General features: G+C 55.7%; 29 protein-coding genes and 1 pseudogene. 16 read left to right on the forward strand and 14 right to left on the reverse strand.

Translation table 11 applies throughout. The features are described 5' to 3' along the window. Positions 1–62: 62 nt before the first annotated feature. The 6 genes from HME9302_RS12710 to HME9302_RS12730 form a co-directional block, all read right to left on the reverse strand. A complete protein-coding gene (locus HME9302_RS12710; protein WP_181815773.1) occupies positions 63–374 on the reverse strand; it encodes a recombinase family protein in 312 nt (103 codons plus the stop codon). Beyond that, positions 358–546: a hypothetical protein gene (locus tag HME9302_RS13350; protein ID WP_181815774.1), complete on the reverse strand. Its 189-nt coding sequence runs from the start codon at positions 544–546 to the stop codon at positions 358–360. The genes HME9302_RS12710 and HME9302_RS13350 overlap by 17 nt, the downstream gene beginning before the upstream one ends. A gap of 29 nt (positions 547–575) precedes the next feature. Next, positions 576–1,649: a hypothetical protein gene (locus tag HME9302_RS13170; protein WP_147270823.1), complete on the reverse strand. Its 1,074-nt coding sequence runs from the start codon at positions 1,647–1,649 to the stop codon at positions 576–578. 41 nt (positions 1,650–1,690) lie between these two features. Beyond that, positions 1,691–3,409, reverse strand: a complete 1,719-nt coding sequence (locus HME9302_RS13175) for a hypothetical protein (RefSeq protein ID WP_147270824.1) — start codon at positions 3,407–3,409, stop codon at positions 1,691–1,693. 121 nt (positions 3,410–3,530) lie between these two features. Further along, entirely contained in the window at positions 3,531–4,139 is a 609-nt protein-coding gene (locus HME9302_RS12725) for a hypothetical protein (RefSeq protein ID WP_115367302.1), read from the reverse strand. After that, entirely contained in the window at positions 4,139–4,837 is a 699-nt protein-coding gene (locus tag HME9302_RS12730; RefSeq protein WP_181815775.1) for a hypothetical protein, read from the reverse strand. Before HME9302_RS12730 ends, HME9302_RS12725 begins: the two co-directional genes overlap by 1 nt. Before the next feature lie 287 nt (positions 4,838–5,124). Between HME9302_RS12730 and HME9302_RS12735 the strand changes: the two genes are divergently transcribed. The 6 genes from HME9302_RS12735 to HME9302_RS12760 all read left to right on the forward strand — a co-directional run bounded on the left by HME9302_RS12735 (position 5,125) and on the right by HME9302_RS12760 (position 12,022). Further along, positions 5,125–7,722, forward strand: a complete 2,598-nt coding sequence (locus HME9302_RS12735) for a MobA/MobL family protein (protein ID WP_230080008.1) — start codon at positions 5,125–5,127, stop codon at positions 7,720–7,722. Between the two features lie 214 nt (positions 7,723–7,936). Further along, on the forward strand, positions 7,937–8,827 hold the full coding sequence (locus HME9302_RS12740; protein ID WP_115367305.1) for a 3'-5' exonuclease: 891 nt from the start codon (positions 7,937–7,939) through the stop codon (positions 8,825–8,827). Between the two features lie 73 nt (positions 8,828–8,900). After that, positions 8,901–9,746 carry a 3'-5' exonuclease family protein gene (locus tag HME9302_RS12745; RefSeq protein ID WP_181815776.1) on the forward strand — a complete coding sequence of 282 codons (846 nt, stop codon included), beginning with the start codon at positions 8,901–8,903 and terminating at the stop codon, positions 9,744–9,746. Positions 9,747–9,892: 146 nt separating this feature from the next. After that, positions 9,893–10,537 carry a hypothetical protein gene (locus tag HME9302_RS12750; RefSeq protein ID WP_115367307.1) on the forward strand — a complete coding sequence of 215 codons (645 nt, stop codon included), beginning with the start codon at positions 9,893–9,895 and terminating at the stop codon, positions 10,535–10,537. Between the two features lie 160 nt (positions 10,538–10,697). After that, complete coding sequence (locus HME9302_RS12755) at positions 10,698–11,360, forward strand: hypothetical protein (RefSeq protein WP_147270826.1); 663 nt, start codon at positions 10,698–10,700, stop codon at positions 11,358–11,360. Between the two features lie 83 nt (positions 11,361–11,443). Continuing rightward, positions 11,444–12,022, forward strand: coding sequence for a hypothetical protein (locus tag HME9302_RS12760; RefSeq protein WP_115367309.1), 579 nt, complete (start codon positions 11,444–11,446; stop codon positions 12,020–12,022). 61 nt (positions 12,023–12,083) lie between these two features. Here HME9302_RS12760 and HME9302_RS12765 read toward each other — a convergent pair whose 3' ends face one another. Further along, entirely contained in the window at positions 12,084–12,755 is a 672-nt protein-coding gene (locus HME9302_RS12765) for a helix-turn-helix domain-containing protein (RefSeq protein ID WP_147270827.1), read from the reverse strand. On the opposite strand from HME9302_RS12765, the gene HME9302_RS12770 reads away from it, so the two are divergent. Further along, positions 12,724–13,923 carry a DNA N-6-adenine-methyltransferase gene (locus tag HME9302_RS12770; protein WP_115367311.1) on the forward strand — a complete coding sequence of 400 codons (1,200 nt, stop codon included), beginning with the start codon at positions 12,724–12,726 and terminating at the stop codon, positions 13,921–13,923. The genes HME9302_RS12765 and HME9302_RS12770 overlap by 32 nt on opposite strands. Positions 13,924–15,218: 1,295 nt before the next feature. Here the strand turns inward: HME9302_RS12770 and HME9302_RS12780 are convergent. The 4 genes from HME9302_RS12780 to HME9302_RS13525 form a co-directional block, all read right to left on the reverse strand. Continuing rightward, the gene (locus HME9302_RS12780; protein ID WP_181815777.1) at positions 15,219–15,518 is read right to left on the reverse strand and encodes a hypothetical protein; all 300 of its coding nucleotides are present in this window, start codon (positions 15,516–15,518) and stop codon (positions 15,219–15,221) included. Between the two features lie 108 nt (positions 15,519–15,626). Next, positions 15,627–15,902: a class II aldolase/adducin family protein gene (locus HME9302_RS13515; RefSeq protein ID WP_268243483.1), complete on the reverse strand. Its 276-nt coding sequence runs from the start codon at positions 15,900–15,902 to the stop codon at positions 15,627–15,629. Positions 15,903–15,921: 19 nt separating this feature from the next. Then, a complete protein-coding gene (locus HME9302_RS13520; protein ID WP_268243484.1) occupies positions 15,922–16,371 on the reverse strand; it encodes a class II aldolase/adducin family protein in 450 nt (149 codons plus the stop codon). Positions 16,372–16,385: 14 nt separating this feature from the next. Beyond that, the gene (locus tag HME9302_RS13525; RefSeq protein ID WP_268243485.1) at positions 16,386–16,520 is read right to left on the reverse strand and encodes a hypothetical protein; all 135 of its coding nucleotides are present in this window, start codon (positions 16,518–16,520) and stop codon (positions 16,386–16,388) included. 449 nt (positions 16,521–16,969) lie between these two features. Here HME9302_RS13525 and HME9302_RS13590 point away from each other — a divergent pair, with 449 nt between their 5' ends. Further along, a complete protein-coding gene (locus tag HME9302_RS13590; protein WP_115367315.1) occupies positions 16,970–17,650 on the forward strand; it encodes a site-specific integrase in 681 nt (226 codons plus the stop codon). Between the two features lie 398 nt (positions 17,651–18,048). On the opposite strand, the gene HME9302_RS12800 is transcribed toward HME9302_RS13590, so the two are convergent. The 3 genes from HME9302_RS12800 to HME9302_RS12810 all read right to left on the reverse strand — a co-directional run bounded on the left by HME9302_RS12800 (position 18,049) and on the right by HME9302_RS12810 (position 19,860). After that, entirely contained in the window at positions 18,049–18,249 is a 201-nt protein-coding gene (locus HME9302_RS12800; protein ID WP_115367316.1) for a hypothetical protein, read from the reverse strand. Between the two features lie 25 nt (positions 18,250–18,274). Then, positions 18,275–18,877: an SOS response-associated peptidase family protein gene (locus HME9302_RS12805; protein ID WP_115367317.1), complete on the reverse strand. Its 603-nt coding sequence runs from the start codon at positions 18,875–18,877 to the stop codon at positions 18,275–18,277. A gap of 545 nt (positions 18,878–19,422) precedes the next feature. After that, positions 19,423–19,860, reverse strand: coding sequence for an SGNH/GDSL hydrolase family protein (locus HME9302_RS12810; protein WP_115367318.1), 438 nt, complete (start codon positions 19,858–19,860; stop codon positions 19,423–19,425). A gap of 223 nt (positions 19,861–20,083) precedes the next feature. Between HME9302_RS12810 and HME9302_RS12815 the strand changes: the two genes are divergently transcribed. The 8 genes and pseudogenes from HME9302_RS12815 to HME9302_RS13700 all read left to right on the forward strand — a co-directional run bounded on the left by HME9302_RS12815 (position 20,084) and on the right by HME9302_RS13700 (position 25,037). Further along, a complete protein-coding gene (locus tag HME9302_RS12815) occupies positions 20,084–20,269 on the forward strand; it encodes a hypothetical protein (RefSeq protein WP_115367319.1) in 186 nt (61 codons plus the stop codon). 73 nt (positions 20,270–20,342) lie between these two features. Further along, a complete protein-coding gene (locus tag HME9302_RS12820; protein WP_115367320.1) occupies positions 20,343–20,888 on the forward strand; it encodes a helix-turn-helix domain-containing protein in 546 nt (181 codons plus the stop codon). A gap of 69 nt (positions 20,889–20,957) precedes the next feature. After that, entirely contained in the window at positions 20,958–21,287 is a 330-nt protein-coding gene (locus HME9302_RS12825; protein ID WP_115367321.1) for a hypothetical protein, read from the forward strand. 42 nt (positions 21,288–21,329) lie between these two features. After that, the gene (locus HME9302_RS13355; RefSeq protein ID WP_181815778.1) at positions 21,330–21,827 is read left to right on the forward strand and encodes a hypothetical protein; all 498 of its coding nucleotides are present in this window, start codon (positions 21,330–21,332) and stop codon (positions 21,825–21,827) included. Further along, positions 21,803–22,384 carry a JAB domain-containing protein gene (locus tag HME9302_RS12830; protein ID WP_181815779.1) on the forward strand — a complete coding sequence of 194 codons (582 nt, stop codon included), beginning with the start codon at positions 21,803–21,805 and terminating at the stop codon, positions 22,382–22,384. Before HME9302_RS13355 ends, HME9302_RS12830 begins: the two co-directional genes overlap by 25 nt. 29 nt (positions 22,385–22,413) lie before the next feature. Beyond that, positions 22,414–22,881: a hypothetical protein gene (locus HME9302_RS12835; RefSeq protein WP_181815780.1), complete on the forward strand. Its 468-nt coding sequence runs from the start codon at positions 22,414–22,416 to the stop codon at positions 22,879–22,881. A 587-nt stretch (positions 22,882–23,468) separates the two neighbouring features. Next, a pseudogene (locus HME9302_RS12845) lies at positions 23,469–24,817 on the forward strand (integrase core domain-containing protein). A gap of 91 nt (positions 24,818–24,908) precedes the next feature. Then, entirely contained in the window at positions 24,909–25,037 is a 129-nt protein-coding gene (locus tag HME9302_RS13700) for an integrase core domain-containing protein (protein ID WP_181815781.1), read from the forward strand. Positions 25,038–25,055 lie beyond the last annotated feature (18 nt).

The raw sequence follows: 25,055 nt of genomic DNA on the forward strand, positions 1-25,055 counted from the left end.
AGGCATTCTACCCTATCTTCTTCGTTTCACGTACCCTTTGCCTCATTTCGCGCAGACAAAAATCAAGAGCAGCAAACGATCTCAACGTTCCACGCCGCGCACTGATCACGAAGGCGTTCCAGATCTAACGCGTCACGCGAAAGGCGCGATCGACTGGCGACTAGGATGTAGTCGATGTCGGTCAACCCGATCTTCTTGAGCATGCGCGCACGCTCTGGCAAATTGGGCCCAGAGCCATTATCAACGTATGAGCTAACCACGCCGTACTCGTTGGCCACGGCGAAATTCAAAATAAGGTCGTTCTGAGCCGTCATGCTGAGCGAGGCGTCCTGCATTGATGCCGGCGTGCGGACGTAACTAACTGCCTTCTTCATTGTAGAGTTCCTTGATTGCGTCATCGCCGAGAAGATCGAGCAGCATACGTGCAATGGCGTCTTCTGAGGGATGCGACTGCCACTCGATTGTGATGGACTTTCGGTCGAGCGGCAGCACAGTTGCGCGCGCACGGGTGGGATTAGCATCCTTGCCCATATCGACCTCGCGCAATCCTGCTGCCGTCCCGATCCGAGTCAGTTTTATTCTGCCGAACCTTCGCCCTTTTCCTGTTCGATCAGAAAAGCGATGAGAGCTTCCAGCGCTTTGTCGAAATTCTCAGCGGAATAACCGGGCGGGAAGTTGATCACCCGACCGCCCTGGCGTTTGCGATCAACGTGGAGCTCAACGTTTAGCCCCTCATACTTGACCGGCTTTCCGATCATCCGGTTGCGGCGCTTTGGTTTCGAACGCTTGTTGTTGATTCCGAGCTTACCCCGCAGCGTGTCGATATCAGTCATTTCGCCTGCAGCGATAATTTTGCCAATCCTGTTGTCGAACTCGTCCATTTGCGGCGTCGCATCGCTCGCGGTTTTCTTGTCTGAAGCCGAACGCACCTCGATGGTGGTATGAACGTCCTCGAAGAATTTAACCGGAATGCGAGGTCGGTTCTCGACGAAGGGAAGCAACCCTTTCAGATATTTTTCAGCCTTTGCCGAAGAAACCATCTGCGAGATCCGGGAAATGTGGAGCGACAACTCCTTGGCGATATTCTCGTGAGCGATTCCCTCGCAACTGCGGTTGAGTGCATAGCGTGCCCGAACCATTGGTTCTTCTTTGGCGCGCTGTTGCACTCTCCTGGCCATAATCGCGATGGCTTCCGTTTCGGAAACGATCCGAATTGCGACTTTTGCATTGGGATCACTTCTTAATAAAGAAGCGACGAAGATCGAACTGTCCAGCCCTAGTAAGCGGCCATTATGTTCACGAACTGGAATGGCGTTATGCAAAGCCGGTTGAGAGGCAATACCTTTCGCCCGCGCTACATCGTCCTCAGTATGGGAATGGCGAAGATACAACGAGTGGTCGAAACTGATCGTGTCTGCGCGAACTCGTGAGTTATCTCCGATCTTGGCGGCAGCGGATGCCTGCGGCTCAGTTATTGGTCCGTTGCCGTCACTCGAAACATCCGCATCATTGCCAACACCGGTTTTGCGCGGAGGAGTTGTCTTACTCCCATTAGCAATTGATCGGGGGAGATGATCGCGAAGGGTATTTGTCGCTGACGTCGCATCTGTTTTTTCGCGAGCGTTCTGATCGATAAACTTGTTTGTCATGGTATGCCTTCCTGTTTGGAGGCACACCAAATACGTGTGATTTATCCGGGCTTCAGGAGGACTTTAGAGACCGTTCTCGTCTTCGCGTTTTTTCGCGAATGGGCGGATTTCTGGGCTTTCTCTGCCCCACTTTCAGTTCTGCAGCTGATTTTTTTGCAATTATTCGCCAAACTGGCGCCATAAGCTCTCGGATATTCGCCGTCTGTCGGCTCTGCCGCGACATTTTTAGCGCTTAATACCGGCGGTTTTACTGCAAACGCTCGAAGGGTTAGCGGGGCAACCATACATTCAAGCAACCGTCCAGCGACACTTGCCGAAACCTCCAAATGTCCCTTTCGAGTCTCACTGGCGTAAAGGTCATTCAACAAGCCGAGTGGGCCGCAATATGCCTCGCGCTCAGCAAGAAGGGTTTCGACCAAGATATCAGTAGTCCAAGCATCAGGGCAGAAAAATGCGCGCTTGATTGGTTCCATTTTGGGATCGGATAACCCGTCGGAATTACGCCTTACCTCGACTTCTCGCAAACGTTCGACATATGAAGCTCCGACGTCCATACAAGATAACGCATCCAGCAATGATTGCCGTTGAGGACTGTCATTGCAGGCTGTGGTTTCGCCAAAATAAGACAGGGGTGGTTTTGCGCTCGATGCTAGTTCTGACGCTGCTGTCTTGTGACTTTCGGCGTTCAAACGCTTTGCTAGGTAGCGATCTGCGCGGTCAGTATTGTGGTGTGCCAGAAAGTTGATTGTCAGACGGAAGATTCTTGAACGGAGTATATTATGCTCAGGCACATCTGAATGCCGACTGAGCTGCTCTGCTTTGCGTCGGCCGATTTGGCTGAACAGGTGCAGGATGAAACCCCGATCATTCCAACCGAGAAACCACGGCTCAGTTAGTGGCCTGTCTTTATCTAGACCAGATATTGCAAGGGTGAGAGAGGCTGCTGTCTCACCTGCTAGATCCGCCTGATGCTCCTCATCACCTTGTTTTATCAATTCTGGGTGACTTTTTGCAATCAGTGGGAGATGCGGGCTAACCGAAGCGTAGAGGCGGACTCTTTGTGAACGTTTAAGCTGTTTGAGCTGTTGCCGATGGCAACCAAAGCCTTCCAGGCAATCATATCCGCGCTCGAGTTCGAAAAGATCCTCTGCAATGTATTGTATCGCATCGCTGGGCGAGGCATTGGGTAATTTCATTCTACGCATGAACGCATCCACGCCATCGTTGCTGACGAATTGTTTTTTTGAGGCGGCCGGATACAAGTTTTTCCAGCCTCTAAGATCTCGCATCCAAAGCCGTTCGAACGCTGGCCTCCCAGCTCCGCCATGTCGTGGGTTGTCCCAGGCTGCTTCAAAAGCCGCGACGACGATGTCGAAATCCCACCCAGCAATATGCTGAAAGGCCTTTTGGACCTTTTTGGTCTGGACCGACTGGACCGACATGACCTGTTCAAATGCACAGTCGAAAAGAAAGACAAACCTCGCGCTCAGATATGCCCGGATCTGGTGCCGGTCTTCTGGCATGGGGACTGCATCGGTATTCGTTCGAATTCCCATCGCATGCAGCTTACCGCGCATGGCCAGAACCGCCGGATGGTAAGGATAGAATTGATCTCTTAAGCCAAACGGCCGTTTTGGTCCGATCTTTACAAATTGAAGGTCGTCGGCACCATCCTTCATTAGTTTGGCACCATGAGGATCGCGGGAACCATTATAGATCGATTTCGTGATCCATTTGGTTGCTGAAACAATGTCAGTCATCAATGAATAATCTGTCATGTCCGCGACCGGTTTGGCACTATTAAGCTCATTGATCGCGCTCCGCAGCCTCGGCGATGTGCTTCGCAATTAGACCGTGTTCGTTGAGAGCCATTCGCGCCGATCATCTCGTAAACTCCGCCTTCGCCCACGCGTCTTCGTAAAACGCAAAAGTTTGCTGAAGCGCACCATGCCCGGTATCGCGATATACTACCCAACTAGGATCGCTGGGATCGGTGATGTCGAACTGAGCGAGAGCTGCGTGCAGGTACTGCAGAAGCAATCGCTTAGCGCCATCGATCTCGAAATAGCTTGCTTGCCAGCTGTCGATGTTACCGATGTCCGGCACAGTAAATTCCGGAAGCAGTGACATCGCCTTGCGGGCATGATCCCAATCCCGCGGCCCATGCTCGCAATTTTCAAAGGCCTTTCCGTCTACCGGAAAACTACCGGAAGCATCTTGGCTGAAACTTGATAATTGCCGCCACCAATCTCTACGTCGATCTAGTCTTTCACACTCCTCTGTAACTGCCGCAATCAGGTTGCACACATTCGCCTTTTCAATCTCGCACCATGCCGCGAACTTCTCTCCGTAATCCGCTTCGAGCAGTGCGGCGTCAATGCGGCGGTGTTCACGCACCGCCGCTACATGCAGCGTGGAGAGCTTCTCCAACTCTGCACGGACAGCGTTAGCTGGTGACTTCTCGTCCTGTTCAATATCTGGGCCAGACATCACCGCCTCTCCCGATAACGGGTATTGGCGCCAACATCGCGCAACCAGCGGAACGCGTCAGCACGGTTCGCCAACGTCGGAAATTCGAGACGTAGCTGCGTACAGGTAGTGCGGATCAACGACAGTTGTTTGCGGGTCGGCGGTCGCTTCGAAAGTTTTTCGAGATCCTCTTCGGTCATATCCGACAGAAGCCTATCCGTCGTGGTTCGGTAGCGGTCGAACGATCGCCTCCAGTCGGCATAGCGGCCTCGATTTTCGAGCGCAGTCGCATGCCGGCTCAAGATTGCGATCAGCCCATCGGCGATGGTCTCGCTGTCGTCGTCCTCCTCTGCCGGGTCTTCATCCGGCATGTCTTGGATCAGTGCCACCACTTCCTCGAAAGTCATGCTGAGCAAACCATCAAGCGCCCGCGCTTCATGCGCGGACAACCCCCGCGCGGTAAGCACCGCGCCTATGGTAATCTGATGATATGCATTTTTCGGATCGCGGAAGGTCGTTTCGCCAGGCGTAATCTGCAGATCGGCGAACCGGCGTTCGGTTTGATCCAGCTGGCTCAACGTACGGTCCAATTGATGAGCCAATTGCTCCAGGTCCGTGCCTGCAGTTGTGGTGGGTTTCTGTTCCATAACCACCCTATAGGATAGCCTGCGGTACAAACCTAAGCATTCAATAAAAGTTATTGGATTTGGTGTGACCACTTAAGACATCGCTGCTTGTGGACCGGACAGATATACGAGACAATTGAGCCGAACCAACCAGTAGAAAGGTAATGATGGGGGGTGGAGAGGCGAAATAATGTTTGCCACTTAAGCCTGCCCGCTGCGCGGCTGTCTTAAGTTTGTTGCAAACGTCCTGTTTCTCTCTCTCCCCCCCCCCTCTTTTAGTTATGGCACCGCAACGCGACCACCGAGAAAGGATTATTAGAGCTGGCTCGCCCGAGTGCGCACGGCTGTGCCGCAAGCCTGACGCGCAACTCAAATTCGCTGTGGACGCCGACCGGCTGTCGTTGAGAGAGATCTGGGATGTGCCCGATCATATCAAATCGGTAAAGCAGCTGGAGCGCGAGGCGGCTGCGCTGCAGCGAGAGCGCGAATTTGAATGGCGCAAATTTAAAGTACACGCCAGTTTTAGCGCGCTAAACCCGAAGGTTGAACAGCGCTCCGGCAGCTCCACAAGAGCTATGCGGGTTGCTAAATCGCCACCATTACTGCCTGCATATTCCATCGCACTTCGCGATGGTGATGGCCGGCTTTTCCCGTTCATGCGGACCAGTTATTCCAGTGCTGCAATATCGAAATCCGGACGTGGCCGCCGACTCGTAATCTACCAAACCGATGGCGCTTATATCTTGGATGATGGTTCGCTCGCCGTCTTCTCGAATGTCGGCAAAACGCCCGAGGAGATGGCAGAGGCGTTCGACCAGATCGAGAAGGTCAATCGATCTGCCGCGAAGAACGCCAAGATCGTCCACCACATGATTATCCAGTCGCTTCACGAGCTGTCGCCGGAAGAACAGCTGGCGATGGCGAAGCGCTATTGCGAGCAAACATTTGCCGCGCAAGGCTTGCCTTATGTCCTCGCAATGCACGCGCCCGATCCGGATGGCGACAGCCGCAATTGGCACTTTCACATCGCGTTTTCCTACCGGCCGGTGGAGCGGACTGGGCAAGGCGATTGGATCATCGACCGCTGCTTGCGGACCGATCTCGACAATCCTGAAGGTTGGAAGCAGATGCGGTATCTACTGGCCGAACAGTTCAATTACACTTGTGAGCGGCATGGTCTCGCCAAACGGTTTACGCACTTGTCCTACGCTGCATCCGGGCTGGACTACATACCGCAGCAACATATGGGGCCGGGCCTTACCGCAAAGGTCCGTCGTGGCGAGACTGTGGCTGTCAATGCGGAAAACCATCGCCGCGTCGCGCAGAATGAATATCGCCGCGCCGCACGTGAGCTCAAGATCGCGTTGCTGGCTCAGGTCTCAGCCTATCGCCAGCTGACTGCCAAGAAGCTGGCCGCCGCTGTAGCAGCCAGCAGACCTTTGGTAAGACCTATGGCCAAGTTGTCTGGCTTCACCATGCCGGCGGCTTTACAAACGGCGATCAAATCTAGCGCCGGCGTGGCAAATGATAATGACAGGCAGACTTCGTGCGCTGACAGATCGGAACTTATTACGAAGCTGACCCTCCCGCCTCAGGCTCCTGGTTCGATAGCAAAGCGGCCGCCGATAAAGAAAAAAAGAACGATCGCCTTTGGAATACCGCCGCGACCGCTCAAGCGTTCGGGTTATGCAAACTCGCCAGCTAAATTGTCACTGCGCATGACAGTGTTGCCACAAAAGCTGGGCGGACTTTCAGATGATGTTCGCACTGCTCTTTTTGACTTTTGGATACCGACACTACCGACGCCGCTCGAGCCGATGACCCCAGATATATTAAGTGGGCACGTCAATTTGCGTCCGGTGCGTCTCCCGGAGCCGCTTGCAAATGGAGTCGGGGACAGCCTGTTTTCGCCTACGCGGCGTTTTGTGATATCATCGACCTTGCCGACGCCACTGGCATTCAGTGCAGTGAGCGATAATGCATCGACGCGCGCGACATTCACCGTTTCAATGACGCTACCTGCGCAGTTGAAAGCGGACGCCGCCTTTGTGTCCCCTGCAATTCACAGCCAACAGCCTGATGCGTCCGCGCTTGATCTCTTCCCGGCGCCCCGACCGCGACTGTCCGACGAAGAAGACGAGAATCGGCAGGAAGAGCGGTTGAAGTCGCCCCCGACGCAGGGTGAGGATACAACGGGTCCGCAGCGCGATGCGAAGGCCGCACTCGACAGGCTTGATCGAGAACCTGCCAAGTCAAAATCGAAAGTGACCTCAAAAGACGAAGCGCCTCCCAAGCAAAACATCTTGGCCTCGCTTGATCGGCTCGACCTGCCGTCGACTGCGATCGACAGGAACATAGCAAAGCCGGAGACGTCCAAACCACTGCGGGACAAGTTCAAAGATGACAGCGCGGCGACAAGAGGGGTCGGCGATAATGCGGTGGGCACGACGCCTGAAAACTCGACAGTCGATACCGGGTCCGGTCAGCCGCAGCGGGACCCACCATCCAAAGTTCCAACAGGCTACCGGCTCAACTCCAACGGCAAGCTAGTCATTGATATCGGGCCGACCAAGGAAGCCTCGATGGGCGTCAGGTCCGTTAAGGAAGATCGCGTTACCGAAGATGAGGTCAGACATCGCGTAGAGGAAATGAAGCGCAACGCCCATGAAGCCAGGCCGCAGGCAATCCTTCCTGACGAAATGCTAGCGTCTACACCCAACGAAGACCGTCGGTATGAGCCGTTGCGCAAAGGCATCAATTCAAAGATCGACCGGTGGATCGATGCCGATACAGCGAACGACCGCGAAGCGCGGCACAAGGCAGCCGCCGCTATTCGCACTGATCGTGCCCTCATTGTTAGGATAAACAGTTTCGATCCTACGGTGCGAGCCCGGTTCCAGCGCGACTGGGAAACTATCGACGCTATGCGACCGCGCGATGGGCGCGGGGAACGCGGCCGCGCTATTGACGATGAGTAGATACGCCGCGCCAATGTCGGCTGACCGTATGCCGCATCCTGCGCAGAGGCTTTCGCATGGATCGACACCGGGAAAAGCACGGCCACGCGCCAGAGGTCCAGCAGAAGAAGACTGAATGAAGAGAGTGCCGGTGTGAAGCCGGCGATAGAGAGGAAAAAAGGCGGAGCATAACGCTCGGCTAACGCCTCACCGGCTTCCATGAAAGGAAGCTGAAATGACAGACAAACTACACCAATATGACAGCGACGTGCTGCTCGAACTCTTGGAGCAGGATGAACGCTACAAAGTCCTGCGGGCAGTGCCGCGATCATACACCGACATGCCCGAGGATGGATGTCCGCCGGATGGTCGTTGCATCGCGATTTTAGACTGTGAAACCACCGGCCTCGACATCGAGAACGACAAGCTGATCGAACTCGCTATCATGCTGATCTTCGTCGACAACGATGGTAAGGTTCTCCGGCATATGGGGCCGGTCAGTTGGCTGGAAGATCCGCAGGTCGTAATCGATCCGAAAATCACGTTGCTCACCGGGCTTGCCGCCCACCATTTGGTCGGCAAACAAATCAACGACGAGATGGCATCGGCGCTGATTGACCGGGCTGACATATGTTTGGCCCATAATGCTGCTTTCGACTCAAAATGGATAGAGCAGCGCTATCCCGAGCATCGCGGGAAGGCGTGGGCGTGTTCCCTCGCTGAAATCGACTGGCTTACGCTGGGTTATGAAGGCCGCGCTCAGCAGCATCTGCTGGTGCAGCATGGCTGGTTTTCGAATGCGCACCGGGCTGGCGACGATGTCTGGTCACTGTTCCATCTGTTGCGGCAGCAACAGGCCGGTCCAGGCAGCCATCCAATGTACACGCATCTGCAACGGTTGCTGACGACGTCAGCGACCAGCACGGTGCGGGTCGAAGCGGTGAATGCGCCCTACGCTGCAAAGAACCGGCTCAAAGCTCGCCAATACCGATGGAACCCGGACCGTAAACTTTGGACGAAGGAGCTCGCCCAGAACGACCTAGCCGCCGAACGCAGCTGGTATCGAACGGAAGGTTTGCCGATGTTTCGCACAGTGCCGATCACTGCGCATGAACGTCATCGCTGAGCGCGCTTTCAACTCAACCAAACAACAATCCGGGCCTGCCACTTTGGCAGGCTTTTTTATTGAAGGACTTATTATGTCAAATTCCGAATATGATTTCGAATGCCTGCTCCAGCAACAGGCCAGTAAATTTTCCATGCGCGCTGGCGGTGAAAACGAAAGCGAGGTGAAGGTTTTCATCATCGCCGATTTCGAGTTCTCTTACGACCGGTCGCGCCACGAAGGTTACATGGTTCAAGAAGGTGCTAGTGCGCAGACCAGCATCCGCTGGCCGTTCCACCGGATCGCCGCCGCATCCTGGCAAGTCATGCGCTTCCTTCCGGGTCTGGAAACCCCGCAAATTGAACCGCCAGTGGTTTTGTCGAGCGATAACCAGACCGAAGCCGAAATGGTCAAGGCATTCTTCGATGCGGTTATCGGGGAGCCGACCGCCAAGCTCGTGAGCTGGGGCGGCGAGACCCGCGACCTGGCAGTGCTGCGGCGCATGGCCGAAGAAAACGACCTGCTGCTTCCGCCCCAGATCGCGGAGCTTTCTCCGCTGGCCTGCACCCGGATCGATCTGTGCGATGCCACCGCGGTGCGGGCCGAGCGGGTCCATCTTGCCGAATATGCCGCGGCTTGTTCCATTCCCGCCAAACCTTCCCCCAGCAAGTCGGTCGGGAAATATGTCGAGCATGAGGACTGGGTGAAGGTCGAGGAACAGGTGTTGGCGGATGTGATGACAACCACCGTCATTCTGATCCTTCATTTGACTGCCAGAGGCGTCGTAACCTGCGACAGAATCGCGACGATCATGAAGCTGGCTCAGTCTGCCGCAACGGCCTTTCCATCCAACGCCTTTGTCACGCGTACATTTCTGCCTTGGGCGCGGGCACGTCAGGCAGCCGCTGGTCTGCGCGGCACTGTCTACCGCCCCGAATGATCGATCAATCAGAGCAATAGGAGAAGCCATTATGTAGCAAACGCACCAAGCTGACAGCGGGCCACACGCTGCAACGAAATATCGAACAAACCGAGCCGCACGACATTCTGTCGGAGCGGCTTTTTTATATTTGAAGGAAATACATCATGGCGAAGAAGCCGAAGAAAGTAACCAAGGCCGAGAAGGCAAGGACCGAAAATCTGCCCGATATAATCGATATCGGAGGAGAGGTAATCAAACCAACCCAGCTCTACATGGACAACGGTCGCAAGCCGTCGGCCTCTGGTCCATGGACCGACGAGCCGGACAAGCTGTCTTGGACTGACCCGGCCACAGAACTGCATTGCACCATTTTGCGAATGCCGGATGGCGCACTTGCTGGCTTTGTAGCGGTGCCGTTGCAGCATCCGCTCTTCGGGTTCGACCATGAAGCAATCCCGGCCGATGTCAGCGTCGAAGCATATGGTGGTCTGAACTATTCGGAACCGTGTGATGACAGAGGGCCAGAGGCTACCTCCGTCTGTCATACGCACGATTTCGTGCGTGGGCGCGATGCGAGAAAACAAGAATGGTGGTTCGGGTTTCGCTGCAATCACCGCAATGATTTTCTACCTGGCCGCGGCAACAGCCATCTGCGTGATGAAGAGGGACGAACCTATCGCGGCACCGCATTCGTTTTCAAACAATGCACGCTGCTTGCGCAGCAGCTCGCAAATATCGATGCCGAAGATACAAAGCAGACAGCGACCAAACAGATCGCGCCACCGACTTCCAACGGAAAGGGGGTGTAAGATGGAGAACGCATCATACGAACAACTCCGGAACTCGCGGCTGCCGTGGGGTTACTGGCTCCAGGCAACCGGGGATCGGAATCCCCGCAAAGCTCTCGTCGATGAAGATGGCAATTACTGGTCGTCAATCCGCCAATATCTCTGGGTGGACCGGTTGCGCATGGCCGAGCCTGAAAATCCCGGCACGCTCCATGATTACCTGGAGTTCTTGCTATCGGTGCTCGTGGCGCTCGACCGGCGCATCGTGCCCATCGAAGAGGCGGTCGAAGATCTCTTCCACAATTGGCACCAGGCCAGGTTCTATTGCGCGTGGCTGGATGGCCTGGGCCTTACTGTCCCGTCGCACAGTGCCGATATCTTCGGCAGCCGACTACCCACTGAAGCGCAAGCGATCATTGTCATGCTGGCAAGCACGCGGACCCGGGAAGATGTGCCACTGTCGATAGGGCTGCCGACTTTGCGGCATCGCAGCGGGCTGGAGCCGGCCTCTGACGCCGAGGAACGGGAGGAAGTGATCGCTCAGCTTGAAGCCTTTGCCGACACGCTGGATTATCGGTTCGAGCGCGCGCGGATCGGAACAAAGGACGCAATCACGCTCGTAGGGAAAGACGTCGGCCCTAATATGCCGCTCCGACGCGTTTTATGGACGATAACGTTTACCGACGCCTATGCGCAAGATCGGTTCTATCTCTGGCTGCTGGCCCGGATCGACCGATGGCAAACTTGGGGCGAGCTCGCTCATCGTAAAGGTGGCCGCGCCCTAAGCGAGCATCTGTTGCGGCTGAAGTTCGCTAACGAAAAGATCGATTTGTCGGCCGACTGATCGCTGTTCGCCAACCGTAGAACCCATGAATGAGCGCGTGGTAGCTGTGGCTGCCGCGCGCTTGTGCAATTTCAGGACAAGCTATGAGCTATATTCGTCACCCCGAGCGGGTGGTCGCATTTTCGATCGTCTACAGTACGCAGCGACACAACCCCTCGCCAGCAATTCGCACGATCGGTGCGTTCACCGCGGTGCGCCGCAATAGCGATGACGTATCGTTCGGTCAGCACCAATTTGCCTATCCCAATCAAGAAGGCAGCACGCCGCTAGCCGACATGGCATCGCTGGCAAATCCGCAGACCGATTGTCTCGGCAGCGTCATCCTTCCACCTTCGCGTCATGCTCTACAAGCGAGCGGAGTGTATGATCCCGTCGCGGCGCGCAGCCGCGCGCTGCCAATACCAGCGAGGCACTGCTTCCGCCGATGCCACTTTCTCCAGACCAATATGCGCACGTTTCGCGGGATATCACGGCAGAACGGCATCAGCCTTGAGCGGCCGTTATCGACCGATACCATGTATGCGGCCTACGCACCCGAGCGCGCCCAGGCGATATGGGTAAACTGGGTTACGTTGGCGCTGGTGAGGGATCCAGACCGCGCATCGCTGCTCGCAGCGCATCGAGCGTGGAACATGATAGAGCGCGCAAGAGTGGCGCGATAATTTCGATACTAAGCTCATAGCGGAAGCGCTACTCAAAAATCTCCAGCGCGGTCTCGTTCCATCAGTGATAGTCAAACACCGGATGCCCCACTGTACTGGCTGCTTCCCACCCAATGTTCGCCAACAGGTTCAGGTTTTGGCAGGTGAACACATATCTGACCTCTTCTGGGTCGGACTCAGTATCCCTGTGCTTGGCTCTCGTGAGCCATTTGCTGCGCGGAGACTGGCCGCGCTCAAGGCGTGACAGCGTTCCAATAGAAATGCCTATCTCACGAGAGAGTTCGCGCAGCGTTAGGTCCAGCTCTTTCCGCCCTGCCCGTAGGGCTTGGGCCAAATCCTGCTGCGTATCACTAATCGATGACAGCGTGGGCCAACCACTTCCTGCCTTCTCTGCGAGATCTGACCATTCCAGGTTCAGCGCCCCCATAATCTTGTACAGAGTGGCATAAGTCGGCAACCGGCGGCCAGACTCGATGCGCGAAATAGTTTCCTGAGGCACCTCGGCAAGCTCTGCCAACTCTTTTTGGGTCAGCTTCACACCATCATTATCCCGGCGCTTCTCCCGAATGATCTGACCAATATCATCTTTGAGAGGTCCGTAGCCGCTCGGAAGTAGGGTTTTTCTGGGTTTCACAATTAATTTACCGCTAGAATATGACGTTGTTCCGTAGCGGACAACGTCGAAATCTACAAGCTGGTCCATGAAAGCCACAAAAACCAGTTCGCCGGCCAACCGCACAGCGCGTAAGCCAGATTTTAACCCAGGTGCCCAGCAGAGTCAGTTCTATACCGAGCCCGGTGTCAAGAAGGATTTCTTTAAGACGATAGGTGGCCGTACCGATTTCGATAACCTTCCGCATGTCGAACCCAGCACTGGCAGCGTCTCCGCAAACCACTGCCATCGTAGCTCGCCTTGCGCACACCTTGAAGACGATAATGGCGTCGCCATGCAGAACTCGCCACCCAGTGAGGCAGCTCGGACGGATTCAAAGCTGTCGGATACCCATCCTCTATGTCGGAGCCTGCGCGAGGCGAGGGAAGCGGCAGAACTCTCCGAGGCGTCCTTGGGAATTCGGGTTGGGCTTACCTGTCAGACCATTAAGCGTCTGGAAAGAGGTCTTGGGTCGATCGGAAACCTGATAACGGTAATGGGTGAGCTGAAAGTGCAAATTGCCGATATCGGACCCGGCAAAACGCTGCCTGAAAAATTGCAGAAGCGCCGTATAAAGCTGTTTCTAACACCACACAAATTATCGACGGAGGCAGGTATATCGCCCGAAGCGATCCGGAACGTCGAATCCGGGAATGGCACTCTTGGCAGCCTTTTTACACTTCTTTCGGTTCTCGCGCCGAAAGCCAAGCTGACAACGCCTAAGCGTCCAGCGGTGGACCCGGTAGATAAAGCGGATCCAGACAGCCGCTTCACACCGCCGGAGTTCATGGACGCAATTTATGATGCCTTCGGACAAATCGACCTCGATCCATGCGCCAACGACCTGAGCACCGTTAAAGCCTGCCGCCGTATCCTGCTATCCGAAGGAGGTGACGGATTGGCAGCCTGCTGGAACGGGCGGTTCGTTTTCGTGAACCCTCCGTTTTCCGCAATCGTGGCTTGGTTGGAATACGCGCATGCACAGTGGCGGGCAGGCCATGCCGAAACTATAGCTTGCCTGGTGCCGATCAGAACCGATCATCGGTTCTTTCACGACACGCTCAGGCACCAAGCGGATATCTTCATCGTCAGAGGACGAGTGGGCTTCGAAACCCCCAGCGGCAAGAAGCAGAGTAATTTTCAGCCGCTTGTGCTCGTCGTTTTTGGTGCAACGGAACGGCAAAAGGCGCGCTACCAGAAGGCAGCGGACGGTTTTTGGATCGACCGAGTTGCGGACACATCGAAGTAACGCAAATGCAAATAAGCCAAGGTTATCTGGCGCAGATTCGAAGTCTGTCAGGGAAACCCTTCCTGTGCGGCAAAAGAGACACTTAGATGGACTTATAGGAAATTTAACTGATCGGATTACGGTTTATCAGACGACTAGTTTCGAAGTTGCGAAAAATATTCGTAAAAACTCCGAAGGATTACACGCGCGACGAGATTGACACTCTGATTAGAAACTACGTCAATTCATTTGACGAAAGGAAAGCTAACCCCGCGATGGAAAACGAGCCCGAGTGGGACCACGCATTATCCGAGGCTTCGGAAGCGCCCAAGCCTTCTGAGTTGCAGAGATTTGATTAATGTATTTGCTTAATGATCAATATTCAGCAATCGCAATAATATTAAGACAGTTGAGGGGGCGATATTTCGGATAATGCCCTCTAAATGATCAGCAATCGACATTCGTTATTTTGCGATATCCATATTCAGCATTTTATGCATAGCGAGGCGAGAACGTTTGTGAGGTTTGTTCGGCAGATAAGTTAAGCTTGCGTACCACTCTATCGATACAGCTGCAACGTTCGATACTATCGTGATAATCCTCTGCAGCGCTTCAGGTTGACGAGGCAGGCGGAATTTTAGTAGCTGCCAAACAAAGGTTCAGCTGCGCTAACTCAGTCGTAAGACCGAACGCTGGATCACCAATTCTTATTCCAGTCCGAGAGATCACTGGGATGTCGCGCGTCAGCATTGCGCCCCATATCGGCCATTCGCAATGCCGTTGCCTGTAGCTAAAAGCGGTCATTCTGAAAGATCGAAGCGATTATCGACGTGGATGCAGGTAATCGGCGCCTTGATCTCTTTCCGAGCCAGCTAACAAAGTCCCCATTCATCGCTTCATCGATATCGGGAATTTATGTAAGAAACGTATGAAGCGGCCTTATCGGTCGTGAATGCACCAGCACACCATGAAATCCATGCGGAGGCCAGCGTCGTCACAACAACCGTAGCCAAGATGATCGCACTGTCGTTCTGTTAGGATTCAATCCCGAGGCCCGCCTAGGCCATCAGCAGCAGGATAGCCCAATCCCGCGGTAAACGGATAGCTTAAGCGCCGATAACCATAATCACGGCGATCAGACCCGCTGCCACAAACGGCCCTGCCGTCAGATCCATCGCAGCAGCCACCTGTGTCATGTTGAGTCCGGTCACAACTAGCGCCCACGTCCCGAACAGAGCGATTGGTGCACAGTCATACCAAGCGACCGGCGCCGTCTTTGCTGTCAGCTCCCGATAGGCCAGAGCCAAACACACGAACTAGGTCAAAACGACAATCAGCCCCCAACCGATCGGAGCAAACGGCGTCGCTGCGTTGGCGACTAACGCACCGGCGTAATACAGTGCAAAGCGGTCCAGTACTCCGTTATTACGCTCTTTCGGGCGCGCCTGAAAAACAGCAAACGCGAGACAACTCAGAAAGATCGGTGCCCAAACGGCGAAGGTAAAGGGAGCCGGGGTGAAATCCGACTGGTCCAGATAATAAACTGTCTGGATATCCCCGCGCGCCTTGCCTTCCGTGAAGGAGCCGGTCCCGATGGCGAGGTTGGTAAACAACATCACGCCAGTCAGCACGGCGATAGTTATTTGCCGGGCCAGGCCATAAAAAAAGGGTTAGCGATGTTTGACAGATTGCATGAGCCGTTACCTTTCTTCTGATGTTGCGCTTTAGTCTTTGTAGCCGTCGTCCAGACGATCCATTCGGCGCCGCAGCATCGGCCAGATAAGCTGCCGGCTGACGAATTCAGCCACGCCGCGATTTTGCTCTTGCACCATATCGGCCGTTCCTTCAGGTACCTGTAGGATCTCTACGCTCCCGATGCTCAAGGTGCGAACCTGCACGGAGCATGCGCGCTCTAGAAAATACACGCGCAGGAACGCGTCGCCGACCTCCTCGCTGACGATAAGCGTACCATGATTGCGCAGCAGCATGGCGTTTTTCATACCTAGATCTACGAAGGTGTTACTCCCGTTCATCATGGTCGAGAGCCACACCTTCGTAGTCGTGATAGGCGAAATCGCCGACCACCCCGAGCGCGGTTTGATTCAGCGGCAGCAGGCCATTGGCCATCGCGCTGACCGCTTGCCCGTCGAGCGTGTACAGGTGCATCACGCAGCGCGCATCATCGCGCGCCAAGTGGATGGTGAAACCGGCCGGATTCACAATCGCCTGCGGATCGTCGACCGGCTTGCCCTCCATGTCGACCTTGATCAGGCTGGATGCGGTGATTTCCTCGAACCCGCGGCCATACGGGTTGAGCAGGAAGCGGTGTTCCGGCCCGGACACGCGCGCGGACAGATGCGTGAAGATGAGATCGTTCCACCCCATACTGGCGACAAGACGATAAGCGCAGAACAAATCTTCGCGAATTGCGCGCTCTGCTTGCGCGCGGCTGTCCGTTTCTTGGTTCATTGCGGATGCCATGCCTAGCGCTCCTCTCCTGCCGCGTCCTCAGCTTCGCCGCGAATGGTCTCGCTGGTTTCATGCTTGCCACCATGGGCCCAGCCGGGCGGCTTCAAGAAATACTTCAGCTTGTCCTGCCACCGGTTGGCGCGTCCCATCTGAGCAAAGAGCCACTGGAACCCGCCGGTCTGGATATCCTACAGCCGCATGCTCTCTATCGGTTTGACGAGGCCAAAGCGCGGATATTCCTCCTCGCGCTTATACGTCCCAGCAAATTGTCCCACAGGATGAGAACCTGGCCGTAATCCCGGTCGAGATACTTCGCATCCGCTCCCTGATGAACACGATGATTGCTGGGCGTGGCCAGCACGAGGGCCATTAGATCATCAGCTTGAATGCGGATAGCGCCTGTCGATCTAGCGAAACCGAAGCCGACAGCCCGCTCTCGACTCACAAGCAGCGACATCCTGAGCGTTACCTTCACGACCAAGCATGGCTGAGGAGGAAATCAATGTGATACTCACGATTTTAGACAGCTTCGCAGCATCGTCCGGCTTGGAACGCTGGCAAGAATGTTGGAACGAAGCGTTCACTGACACAGAAGCAGATGTGGGCGATCCGCTTCCACCTCGATCGCGAAGGACGATTGAGGGACAAGACCCCTTTCGATCTCGCAATCGACAGCAAGCTACGCGGATGCAATCTGGTGAAGATCAATATCGGCGACGTGGTTGCAGGTGCCGAAATCCGCAATCGAGCAACCGCCATCCAGCAGAAGACCAAAAAGCCGGTGCAGTTCGGAATCGCCGCTGACGTGCCAGCTACACTGCTAGCATGGTGGGAGCGCAGAGGCGGCTCGACGGTCGACTGCCTGTTTCCGAGTCGTGTCGACCCAACAGGCCATATGAGTACGCGACAGTATGCGAGCCTGGTCGATGAACGGGTAACGGCGATCGAGCTGCGAAAGGCAGAATACGCGACGCACTCGCTCAGGCGAACGAAGGCAGCAATGATCCAACGCGTAACCGATAGGCGTCGTAGCCTGCCAGCGTCTCCGGCAGCGATCGACATCTGTAGACTTCGTCCTTGTAGCCCGCTCTTTCTGCACAAGTGCGGCATGTCGCGCTGCGATGGAAAGCCGAAAACCGCGCTTAGGAACGACGAATGCTGCCCAAATGCGCGAGCGTTCGCAAGGAAGTGTACGCCCACATTCTATGCGCCTTATCGAAAATGCGTGTGTCGGTTGGAAACCGGGCAACGCAGCGGCGGTCATGATTTGCCTACCTAAGTCCGTGGAAGGGGAGGCCGGGAGTCTAAAGTTTCGCCCGGACACCCTTCTCGCTCGTGTCGCATGCGGAGCGCTTTTAGCGCGTCCTCGCGTTATGGCACACTGCAGTTTTGCTTGGTGAGGAGCGTATTGAAATAGCAACTCCACTTCTAATAGGAGGGCCGCTGGGCATAATGGTGCTGTAGGTCACTCGCCTAATCCGCTGTCCGCGCCAGTATACGCTGCGGTCGCTTTCGGGATCGACGAGCGGATCATTCCAGCAGGGTCAGTGCCTGTAATCGCCGGTTGCCACAGTATTCGTTCCGGCAACTTGCAGCGTTAGTTAAGGATCAGCAGGACGACGCCGATAAGCGCGCCGAGCCAGAGGATCAGCAGCACAACGAATTCAACCTTATCTTTCATCCGCGTGATTGTCGGTCGGCGAAGAATTTCAGCCAGTCGGGCACGTTATTCTCGATTGAGCAGCCTTCCCCGATGATCGCGCGCAGCCATTCGCGGAGCGCGTCCACCTGCTCCGCCGTTTCGCATTGGTCGGCCGACTGGCGGCCGCCGGGGATTTCCGTGCCGGCGGGATCGGTGACATAGAGGTAACGCTGCATTGTGTTCGCCAATGGTTACGACAGACTAGCTTCGCCGGACCCAGGGATCGTTAGTGCGGTCGATCGCCAGCTCGGTCGCATAGGGCTCGCAGAGCTTGTGCGCGTCATCCTCGGCACCATTCACGTAAGTGGCTCGATCAGCCGCTGCGATTATGACGGGCATCCGGTCATGGACAGGCTTCACCTGCGAGTTCGCGTCAGTCATCAGCATCGAATAAACCGGGCCCCATTCGGCGCTGTCTCGCCAGATGCCGGCGCAGGTCAACATCTCATCTGTAGGATCCGCGAACCAAGTGCGGGTCATCGTCCCGCGTGGTCCCTCTGCCTCGGCGAAAGCGGTCACGGGGATCAGCGCGCGACGATCGCGAAAGTTGGCGTTCCAGAACCGGCTGTCCAGCTTGTCAGTTCGGGTATTGTTGACCGGTTTGGGTTTGAGCGCCTGCCCGGACTTGCCGCGACGGGAAAGCGGGAAGCCCCATGTCATCGATCGCAGAGCGCCGTTAGCCAAGACGATGCCGGGAAGGCCGGGATAGATCAGTTTGCCAGCGTTGCTGGTTTCCGGTGCGGGCACAGCGAACAGGCGCGCCAGCTCTGTGTAGCTGCTAGACATGCGATAGAGGTTGCACATGCGGCAGGCGTGGCGGCGACAGCGCGGTTTGTCAACGCGGCGCCTTGTGCCAAGACGAATCATTGACCAATGTTCCGCATTCGTTCCATCCGGCGACTATGGTCCGCTACAATCATGGAACACTCGACGGCATATCGAAAGCCCGCTGCAACATCCAGGTCTCGTGCAAACGGTGTCCGCATAAGACACTCGCCCGGCCGACGGCATTAATGCGCCGATTACCCGGACCAGCCCAGTTCTGGCCACTGGAGCAGATCGAGCCGAAGATGAAGTGCAGTGAGTGCGGCGCACAAGGCGCCAAGATTGTAGGTGTGTGGCGCGATTAAGATCTGTGCGGCCGGTCTATCAGGCGGCCGTCTTCGTCTTGGTGCTATTTCGGCAGCCGTGCAGAAGAGCGGCAGCATATTGTCGTGAACCTGATACGGTGTGATGCACCCCGTCCAGTTGGAGGTTGGAAAGAACGGGCGGCACATCTTGCGCATCGCGATTGCGCGCAGACTGACTTACGAAACTGCTTGCGGCACTGCTGTTGACTCCGCCTACCATCACAAGGTGGCGGCCTTCCAGACTATCGAGCAATGCGGGGTAGATTGCGCGAACTCCTGCAGCTCATCGCCAGCAGAAAAATGCTTAGCGCCCAAAGCTACGATGACGGTGTCCGGCTGCGTCGCGCTCAGCAATTCGTCTATAATCGCCTGAAAGTCGCGCACACGTGCCCCGCCTATGCCCGCTGCGAAAACACTGCCGCAGCGATCTGGAAAATACGTCTGTTCGATCAGGCTGTCTCCAATGACCAGCGTATCGACTTTACCGACCTGCTGCGCCTCCTGCACCACGAAACCGGCACGGGTTTTCGCATAGCTGAGCTCGCCATAATAGTAGCGCTTCGTCGCAAAAAATGGCGCCGTCGCCGCAACCGAAGCGATGACGCAGAAGATTATGATCAAGACGGTTTTGTCGCGTTCGCTTGGGGTTGCGTTCATCCGCCGGGCAGTTCCGAAAGAGAGCCCGGCCATATAGGGGATTTATTACCAATCTCGGGTTTATGCCCACCTGTGCCACCGCAGCGCCCAAACAGACACTGCAGGGACCGCGCCTTCCGGAAGACGGCAACAACAAAATAGCGCGACCTGTCGCGCATCCGCGCAAATTCGGGTATGGCCGTTCAGCCATTCTTTACCATATATCGACCACAGCGGAGCCATGATGACAGACGACGAGCGATCCGCTGGGCTGGAAAAGCATGTCCAGTTAAATAAACCGGAGCAGGAGCGCCTAGCCGCGATGCTCGAGAAGGCATTGAAAGAACTCGATCTTGCCGATCAGAAAATTGCAGCGGTTTATGTATCGCAGGCACTCGATGCGCTTCTAGGGAACAGTGAGCCGGTGTGAGCCGTTAATTTACTACATGCGCGGATGCCGGCGTGGGGCTTGCAGCATTTGTGCGCAATAAACGGGGCAAAGTGTGAGCACCAAGACGGAGTCGCAATTTTTCGAGATATTCCACACCACTTCTGTCCGACGTCACGAAACGCTGGATCTCATGGCGGACGGTCGGTCATCCAAGGAAATCGCCGCAATGCTGGGTGTCACCCAGTCCGCGGTGAACAAACGCATCGATGCGATGCGGGCTAAATGCGGTGACATTCCGCGGGCCGCACTGGGCCGTCATTACCGCGCATATCAGGCAAACCTGTTGCAAAACGGCGTGCCGCAAAGCTGCGATAAAATACCAAGCGAAAATCTCCACCTGCCCAGCGCCTTCGCTTGGCCCGAAGCAGAGGGCAAGGACACTGCTTTGGCGACGTCCCGACTGTCAGATTCTTTGGTCGTTCCGGCCGACGCGCCCTGGCATCGGAACGAACCCAGCAGAGTCCCCGAGGCGCTCGACGGCGAGCATGCTTCGCTAATGAGGGTCGGTGCCATTTTCGGTATTGCACTGGGGATATTGCTGGTCGCTTTGGTCGCGTTCACGGCAATGGCTGCCCTTTCGGACGCACTGTCCAGCTAGCGAGCGCAAGCCGGCCTCTCCCTTTATGCCGGACACGGTTCGAGACCGTATGCCGGACGGAGATGCTTGATGACCATGACAACCACAATTGCCGCCCTGCGTATTTCGAACGAGATCGCGACCACCGAGAACCTGCTCGATCAAGCTGGCGCAGCGATCGCCACGCTGACAGCAACGGCTATGATCGCGCGGGCCGATACCGGTTCCGCATCGGGTACGGGCCAGATCGCCTTGATGCGACTGGCGAAAGCGCAACAGCAGCTTGTCGGCGCGCAGAGCGAAATTCACCGCGCTCATGCCGAATTGTTGAAAACCGCGAAAATCGTCGGGGAAGCCGACCATGACGGGAAATGCCCTGTCGCGCCAAGCGCTATCGTGGATCACCAGGAAGCAGCCTGATGGTCCTTGCGCGCTTGCCAAGGTAATCGTTAGCTACGTCGCATGACGTTGACCGACCTTGTGGCCATGCGTGGAACGTTCCAACTTCTCGCCGTGCTGACCTTGGCTCTAGTAGCCTGGCGGCGCGGCGGGAGCCCGGAAAAAATCAGTGCCGGCGTGCTTTTGGGCGTGCTTCTTCTGGATCGATTTTACCATTTCATTCTCACGGGCGGTAAGACAATCGGGTTCGAAGGCACCTATTGGCAGGTCGATATCGGACATGTCGTGATCGACGTCGCGGCCCTGGCCATCATTCTCGCGATCACATTACGCGCCAATCGGATATACCCCCTATGCCTGACGGCCTTGCAGTTGATTACGGTCGCGAGTCACTTTTCAAGGGTCATCACGCCGGTGTTCGAGCCGGGCGCCTTTGCATTGATGTCGCTCGGACCAGTGTACATGCAGATAGCAACGCTGGGCATAGGTCTAGCGAGCCATATGAGACATCAGCGGATCCACGGCGCGTATCGCTCTTGGCGAGCCTCCTCCGTCCGCTGATCGCCGCGCGGGCCGATGCCGTCGCAGCGCGGCTGATCGAACAGTTCGGGCGCATCTCTTGCGTCATGTCGGCAAGCGAGGAGCGCCTTGCCAGCGCCTTGCCCGACGATATCGAAGCGGCCGCCGCGATTGTTGCGGCCCGCCACCTGTGCGAAATTACGAGCCGTGAGGAACTGGTCGGCGAAGCCGTAACGCCCGATGATCCCCGGCTCATTTCCCATCTGGCCAAAGCGCTGGCCGGCGGGCGGGAACGGTTCCACATCGTCTATCTCGACGCCGGCGGCAGATATCTGCACGACGAACAGCTCGCCAAAGGCACGCGCTCCGCAATTGATATTGGTTTAAAGGATTTGCTGCGGAGAGTGATCGATCTGGATGCAGCGAGCGTTATCTTGGCGCATAACCATCCATCGGGCGATTGCCGGCCCAGCGAACAGGACCGCGCCACCACCGAAGACATCGTGACCCTGGCGGGGCGGTTCGAAATTGTCGTGAAGGACCACCTTATCTTTGCGGGCCGGTGCGTCTATTCCATGCGCCGCGGGGAGCAGCTGTGAATAGCGAGAAGCGGCTAAAGCAGTCGGGTGTGATCGAACAACTGGAGCGCGCAAAGGAGTTGCGGCAGATGGCAGCTCGTATGGAAGCGCTCGCACTGGCGATCGAACAGGATGTACCCGAAATTGCGCGCGAGGTCGTGAAAGTTCTGTCCAGATCCGACCGTTACCTCGCCGGGCTCGCGCAGACCTGGTACAAGGAACGGCGCCTGCGCAACGAAGTGCTGGGCAAGGAGCTGTTCTGCGAGCCGGCATGGGACATGCTGCTCGACCTGTTTGTGCAGCAGGAGCAGGGGCGCAAGATTTCCATTACCAGTGCGTGTATAGCGTCGGACAGCGCGCAAACGACTGCGCTGCGCTGGATCGAAATTCTGATTGCTAAGGGTCTGCTCGACAAAAGGACGGACGAGACCGATTGCCGCCGGTCTTGGCTAACCCTGACGGAGGATGGATTGACGAAAATGCGCGAGGTGCTGCGGGCGCGCGCGCCCGAATACTGAAGCGATCACAAGAGGTATAGGTGTTTGCCCTTATCGCGAGATGGCAAAGTATCTCCATATCGGATGTGATGCAGTATCCCGCCAATCTGGACGCGCCTGGTACCGCCCTGATCATTTACCGACATCACGGCAAACACGGACTCGTTCTGCTCGCCCGCAAAATCGTTGCCGCCGAACACGATGGCTACGTCCGCGAAGTAGCCCTCATAATGGATGTCATGAACGAGCTCGTTGAGTTATGTCGGGCGCCATTTGTAACTACGTCCGAGAATAGCCCAAATCTAGTATAAGTCTGAAGTTGTAAACTATTAATAGACTTTTTCCTTCTAAAATAACGAGTATGCAATATGTTCAGGTTAAGAAAGAGATATCGAGATCGGGTTTTAAATTCGAAATACCTTATACGTTACAGAGAATAATCGAGTTCTCATGGTTCACCCAAGTTATAAATAATTCTATAGTCAAAACTGGCTTAGTAACGCGTCTCCAATTTTGAACCTTGTGTTCGCCGTCAGCACCTATGGCACAAAATTGAGGTTATAATTTAAGGAGGATTTGGGTCTTGTCGTATTGACAATAAAACGAAGATAAGACTCGAGTCCTTAAAGGCCAAAGCAAGTTCTGAACGGGTAGTAAAAGACATACGCTAGGCAAAGCGTCGGCACTTCTCAGCCGAAGACAAGACTAGGATCGTGCTGGAATGCCTGCGCGGCGATGACAGCAATGCTGAGCTGTGCCGCAAGGTAGGCATTGCACAGAGCTTGTATTGCGCGTAATCGAAGGAGTTTATGGAGACCGGCAAACGAAGGCTTGCCGGTGACATTGCGCGTACCGCCACCAGCGATGAGGTCAAGTATTTGCGCAGCGAAGCACGCGATCTGAAGGAATGCGTGGCGGATCTGACGCTAGAGAACCGTTTGCTCCAAAAAAAGCATGATCGCGGATGGAGGTGACCAAAATGAGATATCCTACATCTGAGAAGCTGGAGATCATCCGCATCGTTGAGCAAGCGCACCTGCCCGGTAAATAACCCTTGATCGGTTGGGCATCCCGCGCCGGACATTTTATCGCTGGTATGACGGGTATCTGGAAGCTGGACCCGAAGCGCTGGAAGATCGGCCATCTGCGCTCAGCAGGGTGTGCAGCCGGATCCCAGCCCATATCCATGATCAGATCATTGTGCTGGCTCTGGAACAGTCAGGACTGAGCCCGAGAGAACTGGGTGTGCGATTCACCGATGAGAAGAGTCACCTCGTGTCCAAAGCCAAGGTTTACCGTCTGTTGAGGGCTCACAATCTGATTGCCAGCACGGCATATGTGATGATCAAGCGGCTGATCGTTTCCATGCTTAGGCGACGTGGGTGAACGAGATGCAACAGACTCATTTTACCTACTTCAAGATTATCGGGTGGGGCTCGATGTATTTGTCTACGGTGCTCTATGATTACTCGCGCTACATTATCGCCTGTAAGCTTTGTTTCACCATGCGAACCGAGGATGTCATGATACGTTGGGTATGACGCTGGAAGTCTCAGGCTACGAATGGGCAGCCGTGATGGACAAACCCAGACTGCTTAGCGACAAAGGCCCAAGCTACATCGCAAGCGAGTTGGCGGCATACATCGAAGCCAAACGCATGAGCTATACTCGCGGCGCGCCGTTCAATCCCCAGACGCAGAACAAGATCGAGCGCTGGCACCAGACCCTGAAGAACCGCTTTCTGCTGGAGAACTACTTCTTGCCCGGCGATCTCGAGACCCAGATCGAGGCGTTCATCGAACACTATAACCACCAGCGCTATCACGAGAGCCTGAGCAATGTGACGCCTGCCGACGCCTACTTCAGGAGGGCCGGAAGCATCATCAAACAGCGAGGAAGGATCAAACGAAAAACTATCGAACATCGGCGCTTGCAACACCGCAAGCTACCCGCCTAATATCAATCAACAGGACAAGGCCGATCCTACGCTACTCTAGGCAGTCATTAGTGCCATATGCTCTGACGACGGACAGCTCGTTCGGAAAGGCGTGGAGACCCTTTATATCGAACCCCGGTCACCGTGGGAGAATGGTTATAACGACAACTTCGACGGCAAGTTCCGAAACGAAATGCTCAAGGGTGAGGTCTTTTATACTCCAAGGACGCGGTCATCCTAATCAAGCGATGATGCGCCC

The organism is Alteripontixanthobacter maritimus (genome assembly GCF_003340475.1).
Taxonomy (GTDB): domain Bacteria; phylum Pseudomonadota; class Alphaproteobacteria; order Sphingomonadales; family Sphingomonadaceae; genus Alteripontixanthobacter; species Alteripontixanthobacter maritimus.